At 40.6% G+C, this 16,834-nt stretch carries 13 protein-coding genes; 5 read left to right on the top strand and 8 right to left on the bottom strand.

Translation table 11 applies throughout. The features are described from left to right. Nucleotides 1-85: 85 nt before the first annotated feature. Both HG267_RS26710 and HG267_RS26715 read left to right on the top strand, forming a co-directional pair. Nucleotides 86-1,129, top strand: coding sequence for a hypothetical protein (locus HG267_RS26710; protein ID WP_263419979.1), 1,044 nt, complete (start codon nt 86-88; stop codon nt 1,127-1,129). Next, nucleotides 1,098-1,808: a hypothetical protein gene (locus HG267_RS26715; RefSeq protein ID WP_263419980.1), complete on the top strand. Its 711-nt coding sequence runs from the start codon at nt 1,098-1,100 to the stop codon at nt 1,806-1,808. The genes HG267_RS26710 and HG267_RS26715 overlap by 32 nt, the downstream gene beginning before the upstream one ends. A gap of 343 nt (nt 1,809-2,151) precedes the next feature. Here the strand turns inward: HG267_RS26715 and HG267_RS26720 are convergent, their stop codons facing one another. The 5 genes from HG267_RS26720 to pstS form a co-directional block, all read right to left on the bottom strand. Further along, nucleotides 2,152-4,323, bottom strand: coding sequence for a DEAD/DEAH box helicase (locus HG267_RS26720; RefSeq protein WP_045872257.1), 2,172 nt, complete (start codon nt 4,321-4,323; stop codon nt 2,152-2,154). A gap of 272 nt (nt 4,324-4,595) precedes the next feature. Next, the gene (gene pstB, locus HG267_RS26725) at nt 4,596-5,402 is read right to left on the bottom strand and encodes a phosphate ABC transporter ATP-binding protein PstB (RefSeq protein WP_045872258.1); all 807 of its coding nucleotides are present in this window, start codon (nt 5,400-5,402) and stop codon (nt 4,596-4,598) included. A gap of 56 nt (nt 5,403-5,458) precedes the next feature. Further along, complete coding sequence (pstA, locus tag HG267_RS26730) at nt 5,459-6,340, bottom strand: phosphate ABC transporter permease PstA (RefSeq protein WP_045872259.1); 882 nt, start codon at nt 6,338-6,340, stop codon at nt 5,459-5,461. Between the two features lie 19 nt (nt 6,341-6,359). Further along, the gene (gene pstC / locus HG267_RS26735) at nt 6,360-7,310 is read right to left on the bottom strand and encodes a phosphate ABC transporter permease subunit PstC (protein ID WP_045872260.1); all 951 of its coding nucleotides are present in this window, start codon (nt 7,308-7,310) and stop codon (nt 6,360-6,362) included. 213 nt (nt 7,311-7,523) lie between these two features. Then, entirely contained in the window at nt 7,524-8,651 is a 1,128-nt protein-coding gene (gene pstS / locus HG267_RS26740) for a phosphate ABC transporter substrate-binding protein PstS (RefSeq protein WP_411863262.1), read from the bottom strand. Nucleotides 8,652-9,238: 587 nt separating this feature from the next. On the opposite strand from pstS, the gene HG267_RS26745 reads away from it, so the two are divergent. After that, a complete protein-coding gene (locus HG267_RS26745; protein ID WP_045872262.1) occupies nt 9,239-9,826 on the top strand; it encodes a biotin transporter BioY in 588 nt (195 codons plus the stop codon). A 115-nt stretch (nt 9,827-9,941) separates the two neighbouring features. Beyond that, nucleotides 9,942-10,418, top strand: a complete 477-nt coding sequence (lspA, locus tag HG267_RS26750; RefSeq protein WP_045872263.1) for a signal peptidase II — start codon at nt 9,942-9,944, stop codon at nt 10,416-10,418. Between the two features lie 240 nt (nt 10,419-10,658). Here lspA and HG267_RS26755 read toward each other — a convergent pair whose 3' ends face one another. Further along, a complete protein-coding gene (locus tag HG267_RS26755; RefSeq protein ID WP_071989447.1) occupies nt 10,659-11,345 on the bottom strand; it encodes a hypothetical protein in 687 nt (228 codons plus the stop codon). Nucleotides 11,346-11,779: 434 nt separating this feature from the next. Between HG267_RS26755 and HG267_RS26760 the strand changes: the two genes are divergently transcribed. After that, nucleotides 11,780-14,050: a transglycosylase domain-containing protein gene (locus HG267_RS26760; RefSeq protein WP_045872265.1), complete on the top strand. Its 2,271-nt coding sequence runs from the start codon at nt 11,780-11,782 to the stop codon at nt 14,048-14,050. Between the two features lie 148 nt (nt 14,051-14,198). On the opposite strand, the gene HG267_RS26765 is transcribed toward HG267_RS26760, so the two are convergent. After that, nucleotides 14,199-15,728 carry a DUF4335 domain-containing protein gene (locus tag HG267_RS26765; protein ID WP_045872266.1) on the bottom strand — a complete coding sequence of 510 codons (1,530 nt, stop codon included), beginning with the start codon at nt 15,726-15,728 and terminating at the stop codon, nt 14,199-14,201. Further along, nucleotides 15,725-16,351, bottom strand: a complete 627-nt coding sequence (locus HG267_RS26770; protein WP_045872267.1) for a DUF3038 domain-containing protein — start codon at nt 16,349-16,351, stop codon at nt 15,725-15,727. Before HG267_RS26770 ends, HG267_RS26765 begins: the two co-directional genes overlap by 4 nt. Nucleotides 16,352-16,834: the final 483 nt, after the last annotated feature.

Here is a 16,834-nt window from a genome sequence, read left to right on the forward strand (position 1 = left end):
TTCGCTCATTTTTTTCTGAGTTAGCCAAAAAAGTATACCTCTAGATATATTCCAAAAAGAACTAAGTAGGTATAAGTTCGGGTTTATGGAATTTGAACCCAGAATTACAAACGAACGAGTTGATGATATACCCCTACTGCTAACACAACTGGAGCAGATGGGAGTAGAACAACTAATCGATAAACATTTTCCATGTCACGGAAACTGGCAAGGATTAAATCTAGGTAGTGTGGTGGTAATATGGTTAACACACATATTATCGCAAGCAGATCACCGTTTGAACCACGTTCAAGGTTGGGTGAGTAAGCGGTTAGAAACGTTAAAAAGCTTTACGGAAGAATCTTTACGCTCGCTCGATTTGGCAGATGACCGTTTGCAAGCAGTATTACGTTACCTATCTATAGATGCAAACTGGTTTTCATTTGAGTCGGAACTAGGAAGTAGTTTGCTACGGGTGTACGATATTATCCCAGAACAGGTACGTTTAGATAGTACAACGGCTTCAAGTCATTGTGGAGTTAACCCAGAAGGCTTATTTCAATGGGGTCATAGCAAAGACAATCGTCCGGATTTGGCGCAAGTGAAAATAATGCTATCGACATTAGACCCATTAGGAATGCCAATAGCGACGGAAATATTGTCAGGAGAAAAAGCAGATGACCCATTATATATTCCAGCAATAGATAAAGTACGTTCAACAATAAAAAAGTCAGAATTGTTATATATTGGTGACTGTAAAATGTCATCAATAAAGACAAGAACTCATATAGTATTGGGCGGAGATTTTTACTTATGTCCTTTAACAGCCAAGCAAGTATCTAACGAAGAACTAAGCAAATATCTCCAACCAGTTTGGGATGGTCAACAAGAACTAACAATTATAGATTACGAATATGCAGATGCCAAAACCAAAAATATAGCGGATGGCTTTGAAATAGAGATTATCCATGAAATAGAGATTGATGGGCAAGAAATCTCTTGGTCGGAAAGACAATTAATTGTGCGCTCATTTGCGATTCAAAAAACAGCAGAAAAACATCTACGTGAACGAATACAGAAAACAGTAGATGCTCTAGAAAAACTTAAAGTGCCTCGACGTGGCAAGAAAAAAGCTCACTTCACACTTTGAATGGTTAGAAACATGTGAAGCTATTTTCAACAGATATCAAACAAGTGGATTATTTCAAGTTGACATTCAAACAAAAAGAGTTAAAAAAGTTCAAAAAAGATACCGAGACCGCAAAGCTAGAATAGTAGAAGAACTATGGTTTGACATGAGTTTTAAGATTGACGATTCCGCAGTTCAACACCAAATTCAAATGTTAGGCTGGCGGGTTTACGTTACAAATAAAAATCCAAATGAATTTGGTTTAAAACAAGCAGTTCGTGCCTATAGAGATGAGTACTTAATGGAACGAGGATTTGCGAGGCTGAAAAACTTTCCTCTTTCATTGACTCCGATATATTTACAACGTGAAGACCATATTACTGGTTTAATAAGACTACTGTCTATTGGTTTGCGAGTTTTAAACCTTTTAGAATTCCAGGTTCGCCACAATCTAGAAAAAGAGAAAGAAAAACTTGCGGGTCTTTATGTTGGCAATCCGAAGCGCGAAACTACAAGACCTAGCGCAGAAATAATTCTGGCTGCATTTAAAGAGATTACACTGCTGTTGATTGAGGTGAAAAACGAAATTTATGCTCACTTGACCGCTCTTTCACCTTTGCAGAAGCGTATTCTTGCTTTACTGGGCTTTTCCATCAGTATTTACACTCAACTTGATGGTCAATCTTTTACTCCTGAGTAGTCTTTCTTCTAACTTCCAAAAAAATGGGCGAACTGGGAGCCATAAGTAAAAACATAAGTAAAGAATTTAGCTTTTGATCCAAAAATCCGTCTTGAAAAGTTTGCAAGGGCGAGGGGGAACCCCCCTCCGGGTGAATCCTTCGGATACGCTACGCTAGCACCACTTTGCCTATACCGGGAAACCCTTCCATCGCAAGTGGTTCACCGCACGCAACTTTTGTCTTCTCTACGAGAGGCTCCGCCCGACGCGTTCGCGAAGCGTCTCGTAGAGAAGCGATGCCGCAGGCTTTACGACACGCTACGCGTAGCTTGCTTCTTTGCAGGAGTACGCAAAATCTAAAATTCTATGACCACTGTGCAACTTGCAGCTTTAATTCTTCAATATCTAAATAATCATTAATAAAAGCTTTACGTAATAGCGGGTAAGGAATAAATTCATCATATTTTTGCAGTTCTGGTGCTTCTGCTTCACTGATTAAATATTCCGCTGTAATTCTTTCTTCTGCCAATGCGGCAATTTCTGTAGCCAAATATGGAAATTTATCCTTTCCTAATTTAAGTATCAGATAATAAGGATTTACCCCACCAATACTTTTAATTTCTAAAGATTCTCGACAACAGTAATTTAGCCATCTTTCTAATGTGCGGTAAGCTAAAGTTCCCATCCAAGGTAATATACAACACTTACCTTTATCTAACTGTAATATATTCTGTTTATCTAAACCAGCTTTTCTAAATAATTGCCGAGTTTTTTGTAACGCTTGCAAAGCGTTAGTTTGTAAGTAGCTATATTCTAAATCTTCTAGTAATACTTGCCGCATTCTTTGCAAAACTTTGGTATGGATAATTCCACTACCACCACGCCAATAAATACTAGCTTTACCTTCTACTGGCTTAACGGTAATTACCCTTTTTTTGAAGTCAATTTCTACTACTTCCCAAGTTCTCCCCGCTAAGGCAAATTGATTACCAACAGGAGGCGGCTTTAAAATACTCCCAATTTCTGTTGACCCTTGCTTCACAGTATATTCTTGACTATCAGCAAAGACAGCATAAAATTGAAACTTGTTGACAACCTTCTCACCAGCCAAACCAATAATTAATCTACCTGTTTCTGTTTTATGAATATGGTCGATATCAATTAAATAACGTAGCAATAATTTAAAATCTTCTGGAGAAACTTCTGCAAATGGTGGTAGGCTGAAAACCTGTTTAGCTAAAGCCGCAGGTGAAAGTTCGCCTGTTGCTGCTAAAATACTCATTGTCTGGTGATAGAGCAAACTTAACGGGTATTTCACAGGCTTGATTGGTTCAATCCAACGTTCTTCTAAATAAAGTTGGATAATTGCAATACATTGCAGCAATTGCCAAGGAATTTGTTCTGGGAGAGGTGCTTCTAATGAGGGTTGAGTTTCTGCACAAACAAAGCGCATATCTGCAGCTTCACCTCTTCTCCCAGTCCGTCCTAAACGTTGTAAAAAACTAGCTACAGATAAGGGTGAATCTAACTGAAGTACTCTTTCTAAATGACCAATATCTATACCTAATTCGAGAGTGAGAGTAGCAGCTGTAACTGCTGGTTTGTGCGGTTCGCGCATCGCATTTTCAGCTTGTTGTCGCAAACTGGCAGATATACTACCGTGATGTACATGATAAATGTCTGGTGATGCTTGTTCGGTAGCAATTCGCCGTAAAGATGCGATGACAGATTCTGTTTGCGTGCGATTATTCGCAAAAATGAGACACTTGCGTGATTCGCTCAGATTAAATAAATATCTATCGTATGGAGTTACTTCGATTTCATCAACTTCATCATTCAGGTAAAAATGTTCCACAGCTAATTTAATTTGGCGTTTACCTGCTTCAATTTTTGGCGTAATTACTGACTTTTCAGTTCCTGAACGTAACCAATCTTCTGCCATTGAATAATCACCAAGTGTGGCAGATAAACCTATTCTTCGGGGTTGTGTTTGTGTGATGTTTGCCAAACGTTGCAATTGACAAATAATTTGACAACCGCGTTCCGAACCCATGAAAGCGTGAATTTCATCAATCACCACAAACCGTAAATCACCACATAAGCGAATTAAGTCATGATGTTTATTCACTAATAAGCTTTCTAAGGATTCTGGTGTAATTTGCAGAATACCTTTAGGGTTTTTTAACAGCTTATTTTTATGACTTTGACTCACATCACCATGCCAATGCCATACTGGGATATCAGCCGCTTTTAGCAAGCCAGTGAGACGCTCAAATTGGTCATTAATTAAGGCTTTGATGGGGCCAATATATAATGCACCTATGGTATTTGAGGGTTTTTCATGTAATTGAGTCACTACAGGTAAAAACGCCGCTTCTGTTTTTCCTGCAGCCGTGGCAGCTGCTACTAACAAATGAGCATCAGTATCAAAGATAACTTTACAAGCAGCAATCTGTGCGGGACGTAATTCCGTCCAATTATGCTCATAAATATATTCTTGAATGAACGGTGCTAGGCGATTAAAAGTATCGCTCATAGGATATTTTGTTGCAAAAGTTGTTCAGCATTATATAGCAGTTGTAATCAGTTATGAAAAGCAAAATTCCCAGCTTTTTTATAAAACTGGGAATCTTAGTTTGATATTCTAAAAAATTAATCAGAAAAATTCTCAATAATTTTGATAAAATTTAGTGACTGTCAACTTTTAACAGTCACACTTGCACTTTATCCACTTTAATGGGAATTAACAGAGTAACGTTTACATAAGTGCAAACCTCTCATGATTGCGTCTAGCAGTATTTCTAGTAATTAACCAAATCTACCACTGACATAATCTTTGGTATCTTGCTGCTGCGGATTGTTGAAAATCAATTCTGTCGCATCATATTCTACTAAGTAGCCGCTACGACCGCCTTTGTCTGACTGTTGGACATTGAAAAACGCTGTCTTATCAGAAACCCGTGCAGCTTGTTGCATATTATGAGTCACGATCACAATAGTATATTTTTCTTTGAGTTCGTGAATTAGTTCTTCAACCCGCAACGTAGAAATTGGGTCAAGGGCTGAACATGGTTCATCCATTAAGATAATTTCTGGTTGTACTGCGATCGCTCTCGCAATACATAAGCGTTGTTGTTGTCCACCAGATAAAGCTAAAGCACTTTGGCGTAGTTTGTCTTTAACTTCATCCCATAGAGCCGCTTGTTTAAGGCTTCGTTCTACTAACTCATCCAGATTACCTTTGTAGCCGTTGATTTTTGCACCAAAAACAATATTGTCGTAAATAGATTTAGGAAATGGATTTGGTCTTTGAAATACCATCCCAATCCGCCGCCGCACTTCTACTGGATCAATGTCGGGTGCATACAGATTTTTATCGTAATAATAAACTTTGCCATCTGCCCGGAAAGATTCAATCAGGTCATTGAGACGGTTGTAACATCTCAGCAATGTACTTTTACCACAACCAGATGGGCCGATAAATGCTGTAACCCGGTTTTTGGGGATATCTAGCCAAATATCCCGCACAGCTAAAAAGTTGCCGTAATAAATGTTCAGGTTCTCTGTACGTAAAACGGTGTCAGTACCATTAACTGTGCTAATGTTAGTAGCCATAAAATAGTCTAGTGTAAGTTTGGGGTAGTTAATTTGCCCTAGATATGCAGGTTGTCCTAAGCTTTCTGGCGAGTTGCCCAACGTGCAATGATACTGGTAATCAGCACCATCAACACTAAAATTAGCGACGCTGCCCAAGCTAGTGACTGTAGATTTTTAAACGGAGTAATTGCGAAGTTATAAACCAACACAGCCAGCGATGCTGTTGGTTGGAATAAGCTAGTCGGCCAAAATTGTGAGAACAACGCCGTAAATAATAATGGCGCAGTTTCTCCTGCTGCTCTTGCGATCGCCAGCGTGATACCGGTGACAATTGCTGGTAAAGCTGCCGGCAATACTACTTGTACTACCGTTTGAAATTTCGTAGCGCCTAAGCCTAAAGATGCTTGTCGTAAATCTTGCGAGACTAATTGCAATGCTTCATCAGTGGTACGTACAATAATTGGCAACATCAAAATTGCTAAAGCAAAACCACCACCTATAGCAGAGTAAGAACCTAAGTTGAGCTTTACTAAGGTTAAAACTATAATTCCATAGGCAAATACCCCAGCAATAATCGAGGGAACACCACTTAGAATATTTGTAGCAAAACGTACAACTCTCGCAAGTTTACCTGAACTAAATTCTGTTAAATAAATTGCTGCCATAACCCCAAAAGGGATACTAATCAAGGCACCAATCCCAACCATCAGCAGCGTACCTAAAATCGCATTACCAAAACCGCCTCCCTTTCTGAGAGGGGCTGGCGGTAATTCTGTAAATATGCTGGGACTGAGACTGCTAAAGCCTTGAATCAGCACATAAGAAAGCACTGCCAACAAAGGTAAAAGCGCCAATGCCCCACAGGTAAATGCAACACCAGTCATCACTGTGTTAAACAGTGTCCGCTTAGACATGGGGGCGCGTGTTAGGCTGCTTTCCGGATAACTAGTAGTCATAATTCAACCTACAACCACCCTAAATTCGCTTCATACGAAGAACAATTAACTCGGCAAAAATATTAACTATCAGTGTCAAAACAAACAAAACTAAAGCAGCATACATCAAAGCTGCCACTTGCAAACCACTAGCCTCCGAAAATTGATTGGCTAGTAAGGAAGAAATTGTATTGGCTGGCGCTAACACTGAAAGACTAATGTTGTTGGAGTTTCCAATTAACATTGTCACCGCCATTGTTTCTCCCATCGCCCGACCCAGGGCCAACATCACAGCACTGACGATACCCGAAAAAGCCGCAGGAATCAAAACTTGAAAAATTGTTTCCCAACGGGTTGCACCCAGCCCTACAGCTGCTTGACGCAAACTAGGAGGGATGGAAATTAAGGCATCACGAGATATAGCTGTGATGATGGGCAAAGTCATGATTGCTAAAATTACTCCAGCTGGCAACATTCCAGGGCCAGAAGGAGCAGTACTAAAAATGGGTAAAAAGCCCAAGGAACTATTGAGCCATTTTCCCACATTGGTAATGATTGGGACTAATACAAAAATTCCCCAAATACCATATACAACGCTAGGAATAGCAGCAAGCAGTTCAACTAAAAATACTAATACCAAGCGTATTTTTGATGGCAGAAAATTTTCACTGAGTAAAACAGCAGTGCCAACACCAATGGGTACAGCTAGCAATAAACCAATAAAAGAACTCACTAAAGTTCCATAAACTTGCGGTAATACTCCATATTGGTTATTAACCGGGTTCCAAGTGCTCTGTGCTATGAAGCCAGCACCAAACTCTTGAATGGCAGGCCAGGCACCAATACTAACCTGTATGGTAATCCACAATAAAGTAGCAGCGATTCCTAGTGCAAAAATCCGCGTCAGCCAAATAAAGCCCCGATCCAGCGACTTATCTATTTCGGAGCGACTTTTAAGAGCTGAGAGCAGATTATGAGTATTTGTAGCCATGAATACTGACTTTAACAATATAGATCGAGAAAAATGTGGGAGAGAACCAGATTAGTAAGAATGTCGCCAATTAATCCCATTTAACTCAAAATTAGGATTAAGTGTTGGGGAGCACCAAGCAAGCGACAAGTCTATATAATTTATTTAGTCAAAACTTAATTGACTAAATATATGCTCCCATAATGTAGCTCTTGACTTTCAAGTTAAAAATCGCTATTTACTAGCACTGGTATTGCCACCAACAGCAATCTTATAGTCAGGAGTGATTTGATCGGCAGCAGCAGCTACCTTAGTAATCACATTTTGAGGTAAAGGAACATATCCTAGTTCCGTAGCTAACTTTTGCCCATCAGTTAAAGCGTACTCGATCATTGCCTCTACGGCCTTGCCTTTGGCAGCATTATCATACTTCTTGTATGCCAAAATCCAAGTATAAGTAACGATGGGATAGGATTCTGCCCCTTCTGGATCTGTAATAAATTCCCGCAAATTTTCTGGCAAAGTTACTGATTCGAGAGTTTTAGATGCAGACGCATCATTCGGTGTAATAAATTGACCGCCTTTATTTTCTAGAGCCGCAAATTTGAGATTATTTTGTTTGGCGTAGCCATATTCAATGTAACCAATTGAACCTTGAGTTTGTTGGATTTGGGCAGTCACACCTTCATTACCCTTAGCACCAACACCTACAGGCCATTTTACACTTTTCCCATCACCTACTTTAGTCTTCCATTCTGGACTAATAGCACTAAGGTGTTTGGTAAATACGCCTGTTGTACCGCTACCATCAGAACGATATATAACTGCAATTGGCTGTTTAGGCAGTTTAGCGCTAGGGTTAGCTTTAGCAATTAAAGGGTCATCCCAGGACGTGATTTTACCTAGTAAAATATCTGTGTAAACTGCTCGTGGGAGCTTGAGTTCTGGAACATCAGGCAAGTTGTAAGCTAGCACAATACTACCAGCAGTTACAGGCAACAAAATTACACCCTTTTGTACCTTTTGGATTTCATCATCCTTCATGGCAACATCGCTAGCACCAAAGTCTACAGTACCTTTGATAAATTGCTCAACGCCAGCACCGCTACCAACTGATTGATAGTTAACTTGCAAGTTAGGATATTTTTTGTTCAAATCAGTAAACCAACTTGCGTACAAAGGTGCTGGAAAGGAAGCACCAGCTCCAGTCAAGCTGATATTTCCACCCAGATCCAACTTTTTATCAGGGTTGGAGGCAGTAGCATCTGTAGCAGTACCAGGTGTCTCCTTGGTAGCCGTATTGTCTGGGGTTTGCTGTCCACCGCAAGCAGCCAGGCTGATTGCCAGTGCTAATACTGACATTTTAGCTGCAAAACGAGTATGTTTTTTTGTGCTTATACGTAAGGACATTGCTGTCAAATTTTAGTCAACTTCCAAGTGAGCGCTTCTAGGATACCTCTACCAGGTAAAATCCAAGGTAAACAAAAGGTTAACAAAGCTAAAAATCTCTGTCTTTTTTAGATGAATTTTTCAAGTATAACTATGTGTTAAGTGTACTATTTTATACTTTAATGTTTATTGTGTAATTAATAATGCTGAGTAAATTATTGATGTGTATATTTACAAAATCTGTTGATTCATGTAGTGTTGGTGCCTCAAGCCAAAAAAATTCTGAAACTAAGGCAAAAAGTGATGAGACATAAGACTTTAAGTTTTCAACGACTGCCTAGTAGTTATCACTCTTTTAGCTATTAAAATTACGCTTAGGAGATGAATGAATACTAAGTAAGGTCTGATTTACACAAGGAGCGATCGCTAACAAATTTAACTGAAAAAGCCCAAAATTATATCTACTGCTACAAGTGCTAGCACAAATTAAATTTGCATACTAATATCTGTCGTGTTTGTTGTGGCTTGTTGAGCTTGCTTATTCCTTCTATATTTATATAATGTTTGCCGCTTCCAATCAATTATTATGGTCTATGATTGGCTTACTCCTGACAATGGGGGGCACCTTCCTTGAAGCCTACGGTGTTAGCTTACCTTGGAGTTGGAGTCAGCACAGAATTCAAACTTTTTCTTTGGGTGTTAGCTATCAAATTGGTGCGGTGCTACTAGTAGGTTGTTTAGGAGGTAAAAATGCTGGGGCACTCTCCCAAATAGCTTATTTAGTGATGGGTTTAACCTTACTACCTGTTTTTTCTGAAGGTGGTGGTATTGGTTACGTTAAATTAGCTCACTTTGGTTATCTCCTAGGTTTTATTCCGGGGGCTTGGATTTGTGGTTTTTTAGCCTTTAAAGCTAGACCGAGATTAGAAACCCTAGCTTTTAGTTGTCTTTGTGGCTTGTTATCTGTCCACATCTGCGGTATTAGTTATTTGATGATTAGCTATTTTTTCCAGTGGCAAGGCACAGAAAACTTGACATTAATACAAGCAATCCTCAGATATTCCTGGTCAGTATTGCCAGGACAATTTACTGTAGTCTGTGCTGCCACTGTAATAGCATATATATTACGTCATTTAATGTTTTATTAATTCCTGAGAGAATCAGCAATATAGGTTAGGTAATAAAGATTAGAAACCAAATAAAGTTTTCTTTTTTTATTCCTAATCTCTAGTATCTAGTCCCGAGTACCTAGTCCCTAATTTCATGCGTTTAAAAAATAACCTGTTCTGGATCGCTGCCCTCATCGCTTTTTTTATAGACCAATTAACAAAATATTGGGTAGTACAAACCTTTAAATTGGGACAAACCCTACCCTTATTACCAGATATATTTCACTTCACCTATGTGACTAATACTGGTGCTGCTTTTAGTCTTTTAAGTGGCAAAGTAGAGTGGTTGCGTTGGCTATCTTTAGCAGTTAGTTTGGTTTTAATTGGAGTAGCATTATTTGGCCCCTTGTTAAACTTTTGGGATCAGTTGGGCTATGGCTTAATTTTAGGCGGAGCGATGGGCAACGGTATAGATCGGTTTATTTTAGGTTATGTCGTTGATTTTCTCGATTTTCGGCTAATTAATTTTGCTGTATTTAATATGGCAGATTCATTTATTAGTATTGGTATTGTTTGTTTGCTAATTGCTTCTTGGCAAAAAACACCTACTTCAAATAACAGGACAAGGTAAATCAAGGGGTTGTTATTTGTCTTGAGGTAGCTGGTGTTGATGATTTTTACCTACTCCCTCATATTATTCATATAAAAAGTAGAGAAAACCACATACACTGGTTACGTAATAAGAAAAGCCTGGAAGCGAATTCTCCCAGGCTCTTATTAGCTCAAATTTTTACAGATATTGTTAAAATTTTGACAGCCAACAATCTAAATTAGTTTTTAATTACCATGAGCGCGAGCTTTAGGTAAACCACTATTTAGAAGGCTGTGATGGAGAAGTAGTACTGGGTTCAGTAGTACTGCTGGGGTTGGTAGAAGAATCTGGGGTAGTTGTGCTACCTGGTGCTGCTGGAGCTACACTACCAGGAGTACCAGATTCAGGAATGGTAGTGCCGCCTGGTACTGGAGTCATTTTATTAGTACTGCCAGAATCAGGGCTAGTTGTGCCACTTGGTGCTACTGGAGTAATATTGCTGGGACTACCAGACTCAGGAGTAGATTCAGGGGTAGATGTGCTACCTGGTGCGGGAGTAGTTGTATCAGAAGGGGCTGTCCCTGGTGTTGTATTTGTATCGGCAGGACTAGTCCCAGGTATAGTGGTAGTGCCAGGTGTTATGCTGTCAGGTTTAGTAGACCCTGGTGTAACGCTGGGCCCTGGTGTTGTATTATTCTCAGGAGTGGGGCTGGTTGGGCTGGTTGTAGAACCAGTGCTAGGACTACCAGTGTTAACTGCTGCGCCACCAGGACAACGGGAATTAAGCGGAAAATACTCACACAGAATCTTCATGCCTTCTGGTGACATTTTGATTTCCGTTGGTGCACTAGTGGACGAGCTATCAGCTTGGGCAATGGAGGATTTACTAGACTGGGCGGCAGCAACATTAGCACTTAAAGCCAAAGTTAGAGCTGTACCAATCAGGCTCAGAGATTTTCCCTTCATTCTGAATTAACCTCAACGGAACACTCGGCCCATTAAAACAAACAAAGTTAATTATAAAATCTGTCTAAATAGGGATGTACATTTTAGCTTTAGCGTGCTTTATATCTGTTGAAGCGGTAAAATTTACATCGATTATTTTTTGATTATCAGTTGCTAAGATGACAAAAGTAAATCCATCGCCACTGCCTATGAATAACATTAACACTAGATACAATCAGCATTATCGTTGCATCATAAAAATTATTGAATATGTAAATAAGTGTTCACGATTAATATCGTAAATACGCTTAATATAGATTGCGTAAGTGTATTATCTAATTTGAAAAAATCCGTATAGCCAATTTATGCTTTGGCTTGTGATTAAAATAGGGTAAGACAACCATTCAGATTGTAATCTGCCGACTCTTTATTAATAGCCGTGCTATAAGTAGCCGATGAGTTCCCCCCAACCTCCCCAAAAGCCACAAACTATACTTGGTCAACTGACACAAGCCGTACATACGATTCAAGCTAGAGTGGATTTTTCCAAACTAGCGCTCAAACCTAATGCTAAAGTACCGGAACTCTTGGTGCAGGATGCGGGGTCAGATAAGGCAGAGGTGTATCCATTGTTGGGCGATCGCTATGTTTTAGGTCGTAGTTCTAAATCCTGCGATATAGTGATTCGTAACCCGGTAGTTAGCCAAATTCACTTGTCATTATCACGGGATTCTACGCAACGCACTCCCGTTTTTGTGATTAAAGACGAGAATTCCACAAATGGTATTTACCGTGGTAAGCGACGTATTAGTTCTTTAGAATTGCGTCACGGTGATATTTTTACCTTAGGCCCACCAGAACTAGCAGCTTCAGTGCGGCTGCAATATATCGATCCACCAGCTTGGTATGTGAAAGCAGCAACTTGGACTGCTTATGGTGTTGGTGGTGTCAGTGCTTTAGTAGCTTTAGCAATTGGCGTGGAATGGCTGAAATTTTCCGTGAGGCCTTTACCTACAGCTACCCGTGCGCCAGTAATTGTGTATGCCCGTGATGGTGCTACCCCACTACGCGAACCCAGAACCACATCTCACGTAGATATGAAGCGGTTGGAGGATTTTGGCCCTTATCTACCCAAAGCGGTGATTGCTTCAGAAGATAGTCGTTATTACTGGCACGTTGGGGTTGATCCTTTGGGGATTTTGCGTGCTGTATTAATTAACAGCCGCAGTGGTGATGTGCAGCAAGGTGCGAGTACAGTTACTCAGCAAGTTGCCCGCAGTTTATTCCGTGATTATGTAGGTAGGCAAGATTCCCTCGGACGAAAATTGCGAGAAGCAGTAGTAGCGTTAAAGCTAGAAACCTTTTACAGCAAAGACGAAATTTTACTGACATATTTAAACCGCGTATTTTTAGGTGGGGATACCTCCGGCTTTGAAGATGCTGCTAAGTATTACTTTGAGAAGTCAGCTAAAGACTTAACTTTGGCAGAAGCTGCAACCTTGGTAGGAATTTTACCCGGCCCTAACGCTTTTGATTTTTGTGGCGATGGTCAAAATAAGCTGCAAGCTGCTGAATACCGCAATCGCGTAATCAAGCGAATGGTGGAAATGGGCCAAATTAAAGCAGAGGATGCTAACCGCGCTCGACGTTCCACTGTGCAAGTTAGCCCTAAAGTCTGCGAACAGCAAGCTAAAACCCTCAGTCCTTATTTTTACAGCTATGTCTACCAAGAATTAGAACAAATTTTGGGGGAGGGAGCCGCAAAAGAAGGCAATTATATTATTGAAACCCAGCTAGACTTGGGAATTCAGGCCCAAGCAGACGCAGCTTTACGAAATTCAGTTAGCAATGCAGGTGCAACTTTTGGTTTTTCCCAAGGCGCAATGGTTACCCTAGATTCTAGTACTGGTGCTATCTTAGCGATGGTAGGAGGCACAGATTACAAAAAAAGTCAATTTAATCGTGCAGTTCAAGCCAAAAGACAACCAGGTTCCACCTTTAAAATTTTTGCCTACACAGCTGCTATACAGCAAGGAATTTCACCATATAGAAGCTATTCCTGCGCGCCTTTAACATGGCAAGGCTTTACCTATAAACCTTGTCGCGTTGGTGCTGGTACTAGTCTAGATATGTCTACAGGTTTGGCTCTTTCAGAAAATCCGATTGCTTTGCGGTTAGCACGGGAAATTGGCTTAGATAAAGTCGTAGCCATGGCCCAACGTTTAGGGGTCAAGTCACCTCTTGATCCAGTTCCCGGTTTAGTGCTAGGTCAAAGCGTTGTTGATGTCTTGGAAATGACTGGTGCTTTTGGCGCAATTGGCAATCGGGGAGTATGGAATCGTCCCCATGCCATTAGTAGAATTTTAGACAGTAGCGATTGCCGCGATCGCAAAGACTTAAAAACCTGTCGAGTAATTTACTCCTTCGACCAAGATCCTGATGCCAATAGACGAGTACTATCTAATGACGTAGCCGATCAAATGACTACTATGATGCGGGGAGTAGTTACTAGAGGTACAGGTAGAAGTGCGGCTCTGGGATTAGGCGAAGCTGGTAAAACAGGTACAACCGATAAAAACGTTGACTTGTGGTTTATCGGTTTTATTCCCAACCGTCGCTTAGTGACTGGTATTTGGCTAGGAAACGACAACAATTCCCCCACTTCTGGTAGTAGCGCTCAAGCAGCCCAGCTATGGGGGAATTATATGGGACGAATTGTAAAGTAAAGAGTCAAAAGTCAAGAGTCAAAAGTCAAGAGTCAAAAGTCAAAAGACAAAAGACAAGAGTTCTCCTTCTTGTCTCTCTTACCTTACCTTACCTTGTCTTTTCTGTTCACTGTTTCCCATTCCCTGTTCCCTGTTCCCTCCTTTCTTATTAATATCCACGCCAAGGAGCGATTTCTAATTTACCACTTGGCTGAAATATGAGTTGGAAATGGGCTAGAGGTTCTTTGCTATTGGGTGCAACTAAATTTGAGCCTTGAGCCTGTTGCAACAACTGGGGAAGTGGAGTTTCTCGAGCATAATCATAGGCGACTTGATTGAGCGGCTCATAGTCTGTGATCGCACCATCTTTGTTGACCGCCACCCGATATTTCAAATATCTTTCAAAGGTGGGGGTACCTCCCCAGCTTTGCCGTACTGTGCCATATAACTTCTGGCTTAAATTATTAACTGTCTTAGCATCAGTAATTTTTGCACCCACAACCTCTGGTGTTTTAGCATACCCACGCCAAGGGCTAACTTCTAGTACCCCTGTTTTTGTCAACACAACTCTGTATTGAGCAATTGGTTCGTTTTGAATCGCGCCTCGGGTAGCAGGATTGTAAAGGAGATTGGGTAGAGGAGTTTTTTGTATTTCCTCATTTGCCTTTTGATTCACAGCTTTATAGCCAATAATGGCACCGTCCGCTGCTACACCTACACGATAAACCACATCCTCTGATAATTCAGCACGATTAGTCCAAGCCGGATTAATTTGGTTATACAATTGACGGTTCAAGGCCCGTAGTTTCGATGGATCGGTAATTTCCGGTACGGTAGTTAAAAGTTTTTCTAAATCTTTAACTTCAGGTGTACTTCCAGGAGTAGGTGTTGGTGTTACCGCCGCTATCGGTGTGGGTATAATTTCCGATGAGGGTGTTGGTGTTACCGCCGCTATTGGTGTGGATGTTGCACTGGGGGAAGTTGTGGGCGTAACAGCTGCTGCGGGTGTGGTTGTTTCAGCCGCCGCAGGTGTAGCGCTGGGTGTAACGTTAGGTGTTGTAGAGCTAGTTGGATCTTGTGACTTTGGCTCTGGTGTATGTAGTTGCGGAGATGGAATCAAGCTTAAGGTGAGTGCTGCAACCGCCAAACTCGAAACCCCTATACTAGCAGGTACTGCTTGCTTTAATACAGCTTGATTAGCAACACTATTTCTTCTTGTAACTGGTTGTAATTCTAGAGATAGCTCTGGTAAAGTTTGGGTGTCAGCAAAAAACTGATCTACCGCTTCTACTAAATCAAATAACTGTACTGTATTTAAATCAATTTGAATCGGCTCTTTATTATTGTTAGGGTTAGAATTAAAACCTTGAGATTCATCCTCTGAATGGACAATTAACCTGTGTCGGTTGATGTCTACTTTTTGTAATTCAACTAACTCTGAATCTTGATTATGAGCTTGGGGATTGGGAACGTTACTCAGAAATTCCTGAGCGTAGCCACTAACCGCCCTCACCAAACTTTCAAAAAACTCTCTTCCTCCCACTAAGGGCTGATTATAACTAGATAAATAGCATTCTGCATTGACCAATATTGATAATTCCGGGCGCATTTCTTGAAAATGTGCAGCCCGGCTGGCATCGCTTAAACCTTCTAAAAGCAACGTGCAATTAGGTAGACTGTACTTACGTTGAATATTCATTCTACTTCCCCATCAAAAAGACTGATCCAGAACCGCTGCATTCCAGCTGTGCCAGTACAGAAGAGTAGTTGTCCTAATAAATTTATTGCTAGCTCATCTAATTTATCGTCAGAAGTTAATGCCAATGAACCAGAACGGCGGGAACTCATCCTACTCTTAAAATGCGTTCTAAACCGCTCTAAATAATTAGATAGTCGGAGATTTTGTTCCAGTGGTAGTTGCTTTTCATTCATTTGCTGATAAATCATCAATAACTGACGAATAACTACTGTTAAACGTCTAGCTATATAGCAAGCAATTACTACCAATGCTTTTGCTTCCATAATAGTTAAAGGGCGACGCATATGCGCTCTTCGTAGTGGGTTAGAACTACGCATTCGCCATAAATTTACCCTATCTTTAATAATTCCTTTTAATTCCAATTCATCAGCAAAAGCCAAAATAGCTTCCGAACCACCGAGTTCCAAAGCTTCAATTGCCAGTAAAATTAAATCGATTTGTACCCGAGTTCTTCGGGGACATAGTTGCCCCTCTGTCGCCGGATCGGGTAAGGTATCCAGAATCATAGGCAATGACGAGGGAGTAGGACTGTTAAACGGCGTTAAACTAGCGGAGACATTCATTCTATAGATACCTTGTGCGCTTCCGACAGACTAGGTAAAACTAATTTAAGATAAATAGCCATACAAAAACATGAGGCTTGTAGCATTCGTAGTAATGCTTGATATATACATTACTTACTTTTTGAACTCCAAGGTTTCCGTATACTTAAATTTATGTTTTTAACATATAAGTGTATCAACCTCACTTGGTAGTGTAATTCCATCCCTAGCTTGAGTTAGATTCAAGTTATCGTCAATGGATCGCCAAGCTTGAGCTTCAATCCCCAGCGTATGACATTATAGTGTACGATTTGTCAGGTATCGGGAATTGGGGACTGGCGACTGGGGACTAGGGATTAGGAATTACAAACAGCAGGGGATCTCAGCGATCAATAGTCAAGAAAGAAATAAACAATGCCCCATCCCCAATGCCCCATGACGGCAGTTGCTACAACGGAGGGAACCTCCGCAACGCACTGCCTCCCCCATGCCCAATTATTGATC

It is taken from the genome of Tolypothrix sp. PCC 7601 (genome assembly GCF_025677855.1).
Lineage (GTDB): Bacteria > Cyanobacteriota > Cyanobacteriia > Cyanobacteriales > Nostocaceae > Aulosira > Aulosira diplosiphon.

Excerpts from the sequence above, each read along its gene's own strand:
- HG267_RS26710 (WP_263419979.1), top strand. The coding sequence starts at position 86 with ATGGAATTTGAACCCAGAATTACAAACGAACGAGTTGATGATATACCC.
- HG267_RS26720 (WP_045872257.1), bottom strand. The coding sequence starts at position 4,323 with ATGAGCGATACTTTTAATCGCCTAGCACCGTTCATTCAAGAATATATT.
- pstB (WP_045872258.1), bottom strand. The coding sequence starts at position 5,402 with ATGGCTACTAACATTAGCACAGTTAATGGTACTGACACCGTTTTACGT.
- pstA (WP_045872259.1), bottom strand. The coding sequence starts at position 6,340 with ATGACTACTAGTTATCCGGAAAGCAGCCTAACACGCGCCCCCATGTCT.
- pstC (WP_045872260.1), bottom strand. The coding sequence starts at position 7,310 with ATGGCTACAAATACTCATAATCTGCTCTCAGCTCTTAAAAGTCGCTCC.
- pstS (WP_411863262.1), bottom strand. The coding sequence starts at position 8,651 with ATGTCAGTATTAGCACTGGCAATCAGCCTGGCTGCTTGCGGTGGACAG.
- HG267_RS26745 (WP_045872262.1), top strand. The coding sequence starts at position 9,239 with ATGTTTGCCGCTTCCAATCAATTATTATGGTCTATGATTGGCTTACTC.
- lspA (WP_045872263.1), top strand. The coding sequence starts at position 9,942 with ATGCGTTTAAAAAATAACCTGTTCTGGATCGCTGCCCTCATCGCTTTT.
- HG267_RS26755 (WP_071989447.1), bottom strand. The coding sequence starts at position 11,345 with ATGAAGGGAAAATCTCTGAGCCTGATTGGTACAGCTCTAACTTTGGCT.
- HG267_RS26760 (WP_045872265.1), top strand. The coding sequence starts at position 11,780 with ATGAGTTCCCCCCAACCTCCCCAAAAGCCACAAACTATACTTGGTCAA.
- HG267_RS26765 (WP_045872266.1), bottom strand. The coding sequence starts at position 15,728 with ATGAATATTCAACGTAAGTACAGTCTACCTAATTGCACGTTGCTTTTA.
- HG267_RS26770 (WP_045872267.1), bottom strand. The coding sequence starts at position 16,351 with ATGAATGTCTCCGCTAGTTTAACGCCGTTTAACAGTCCTACTCCCTCG.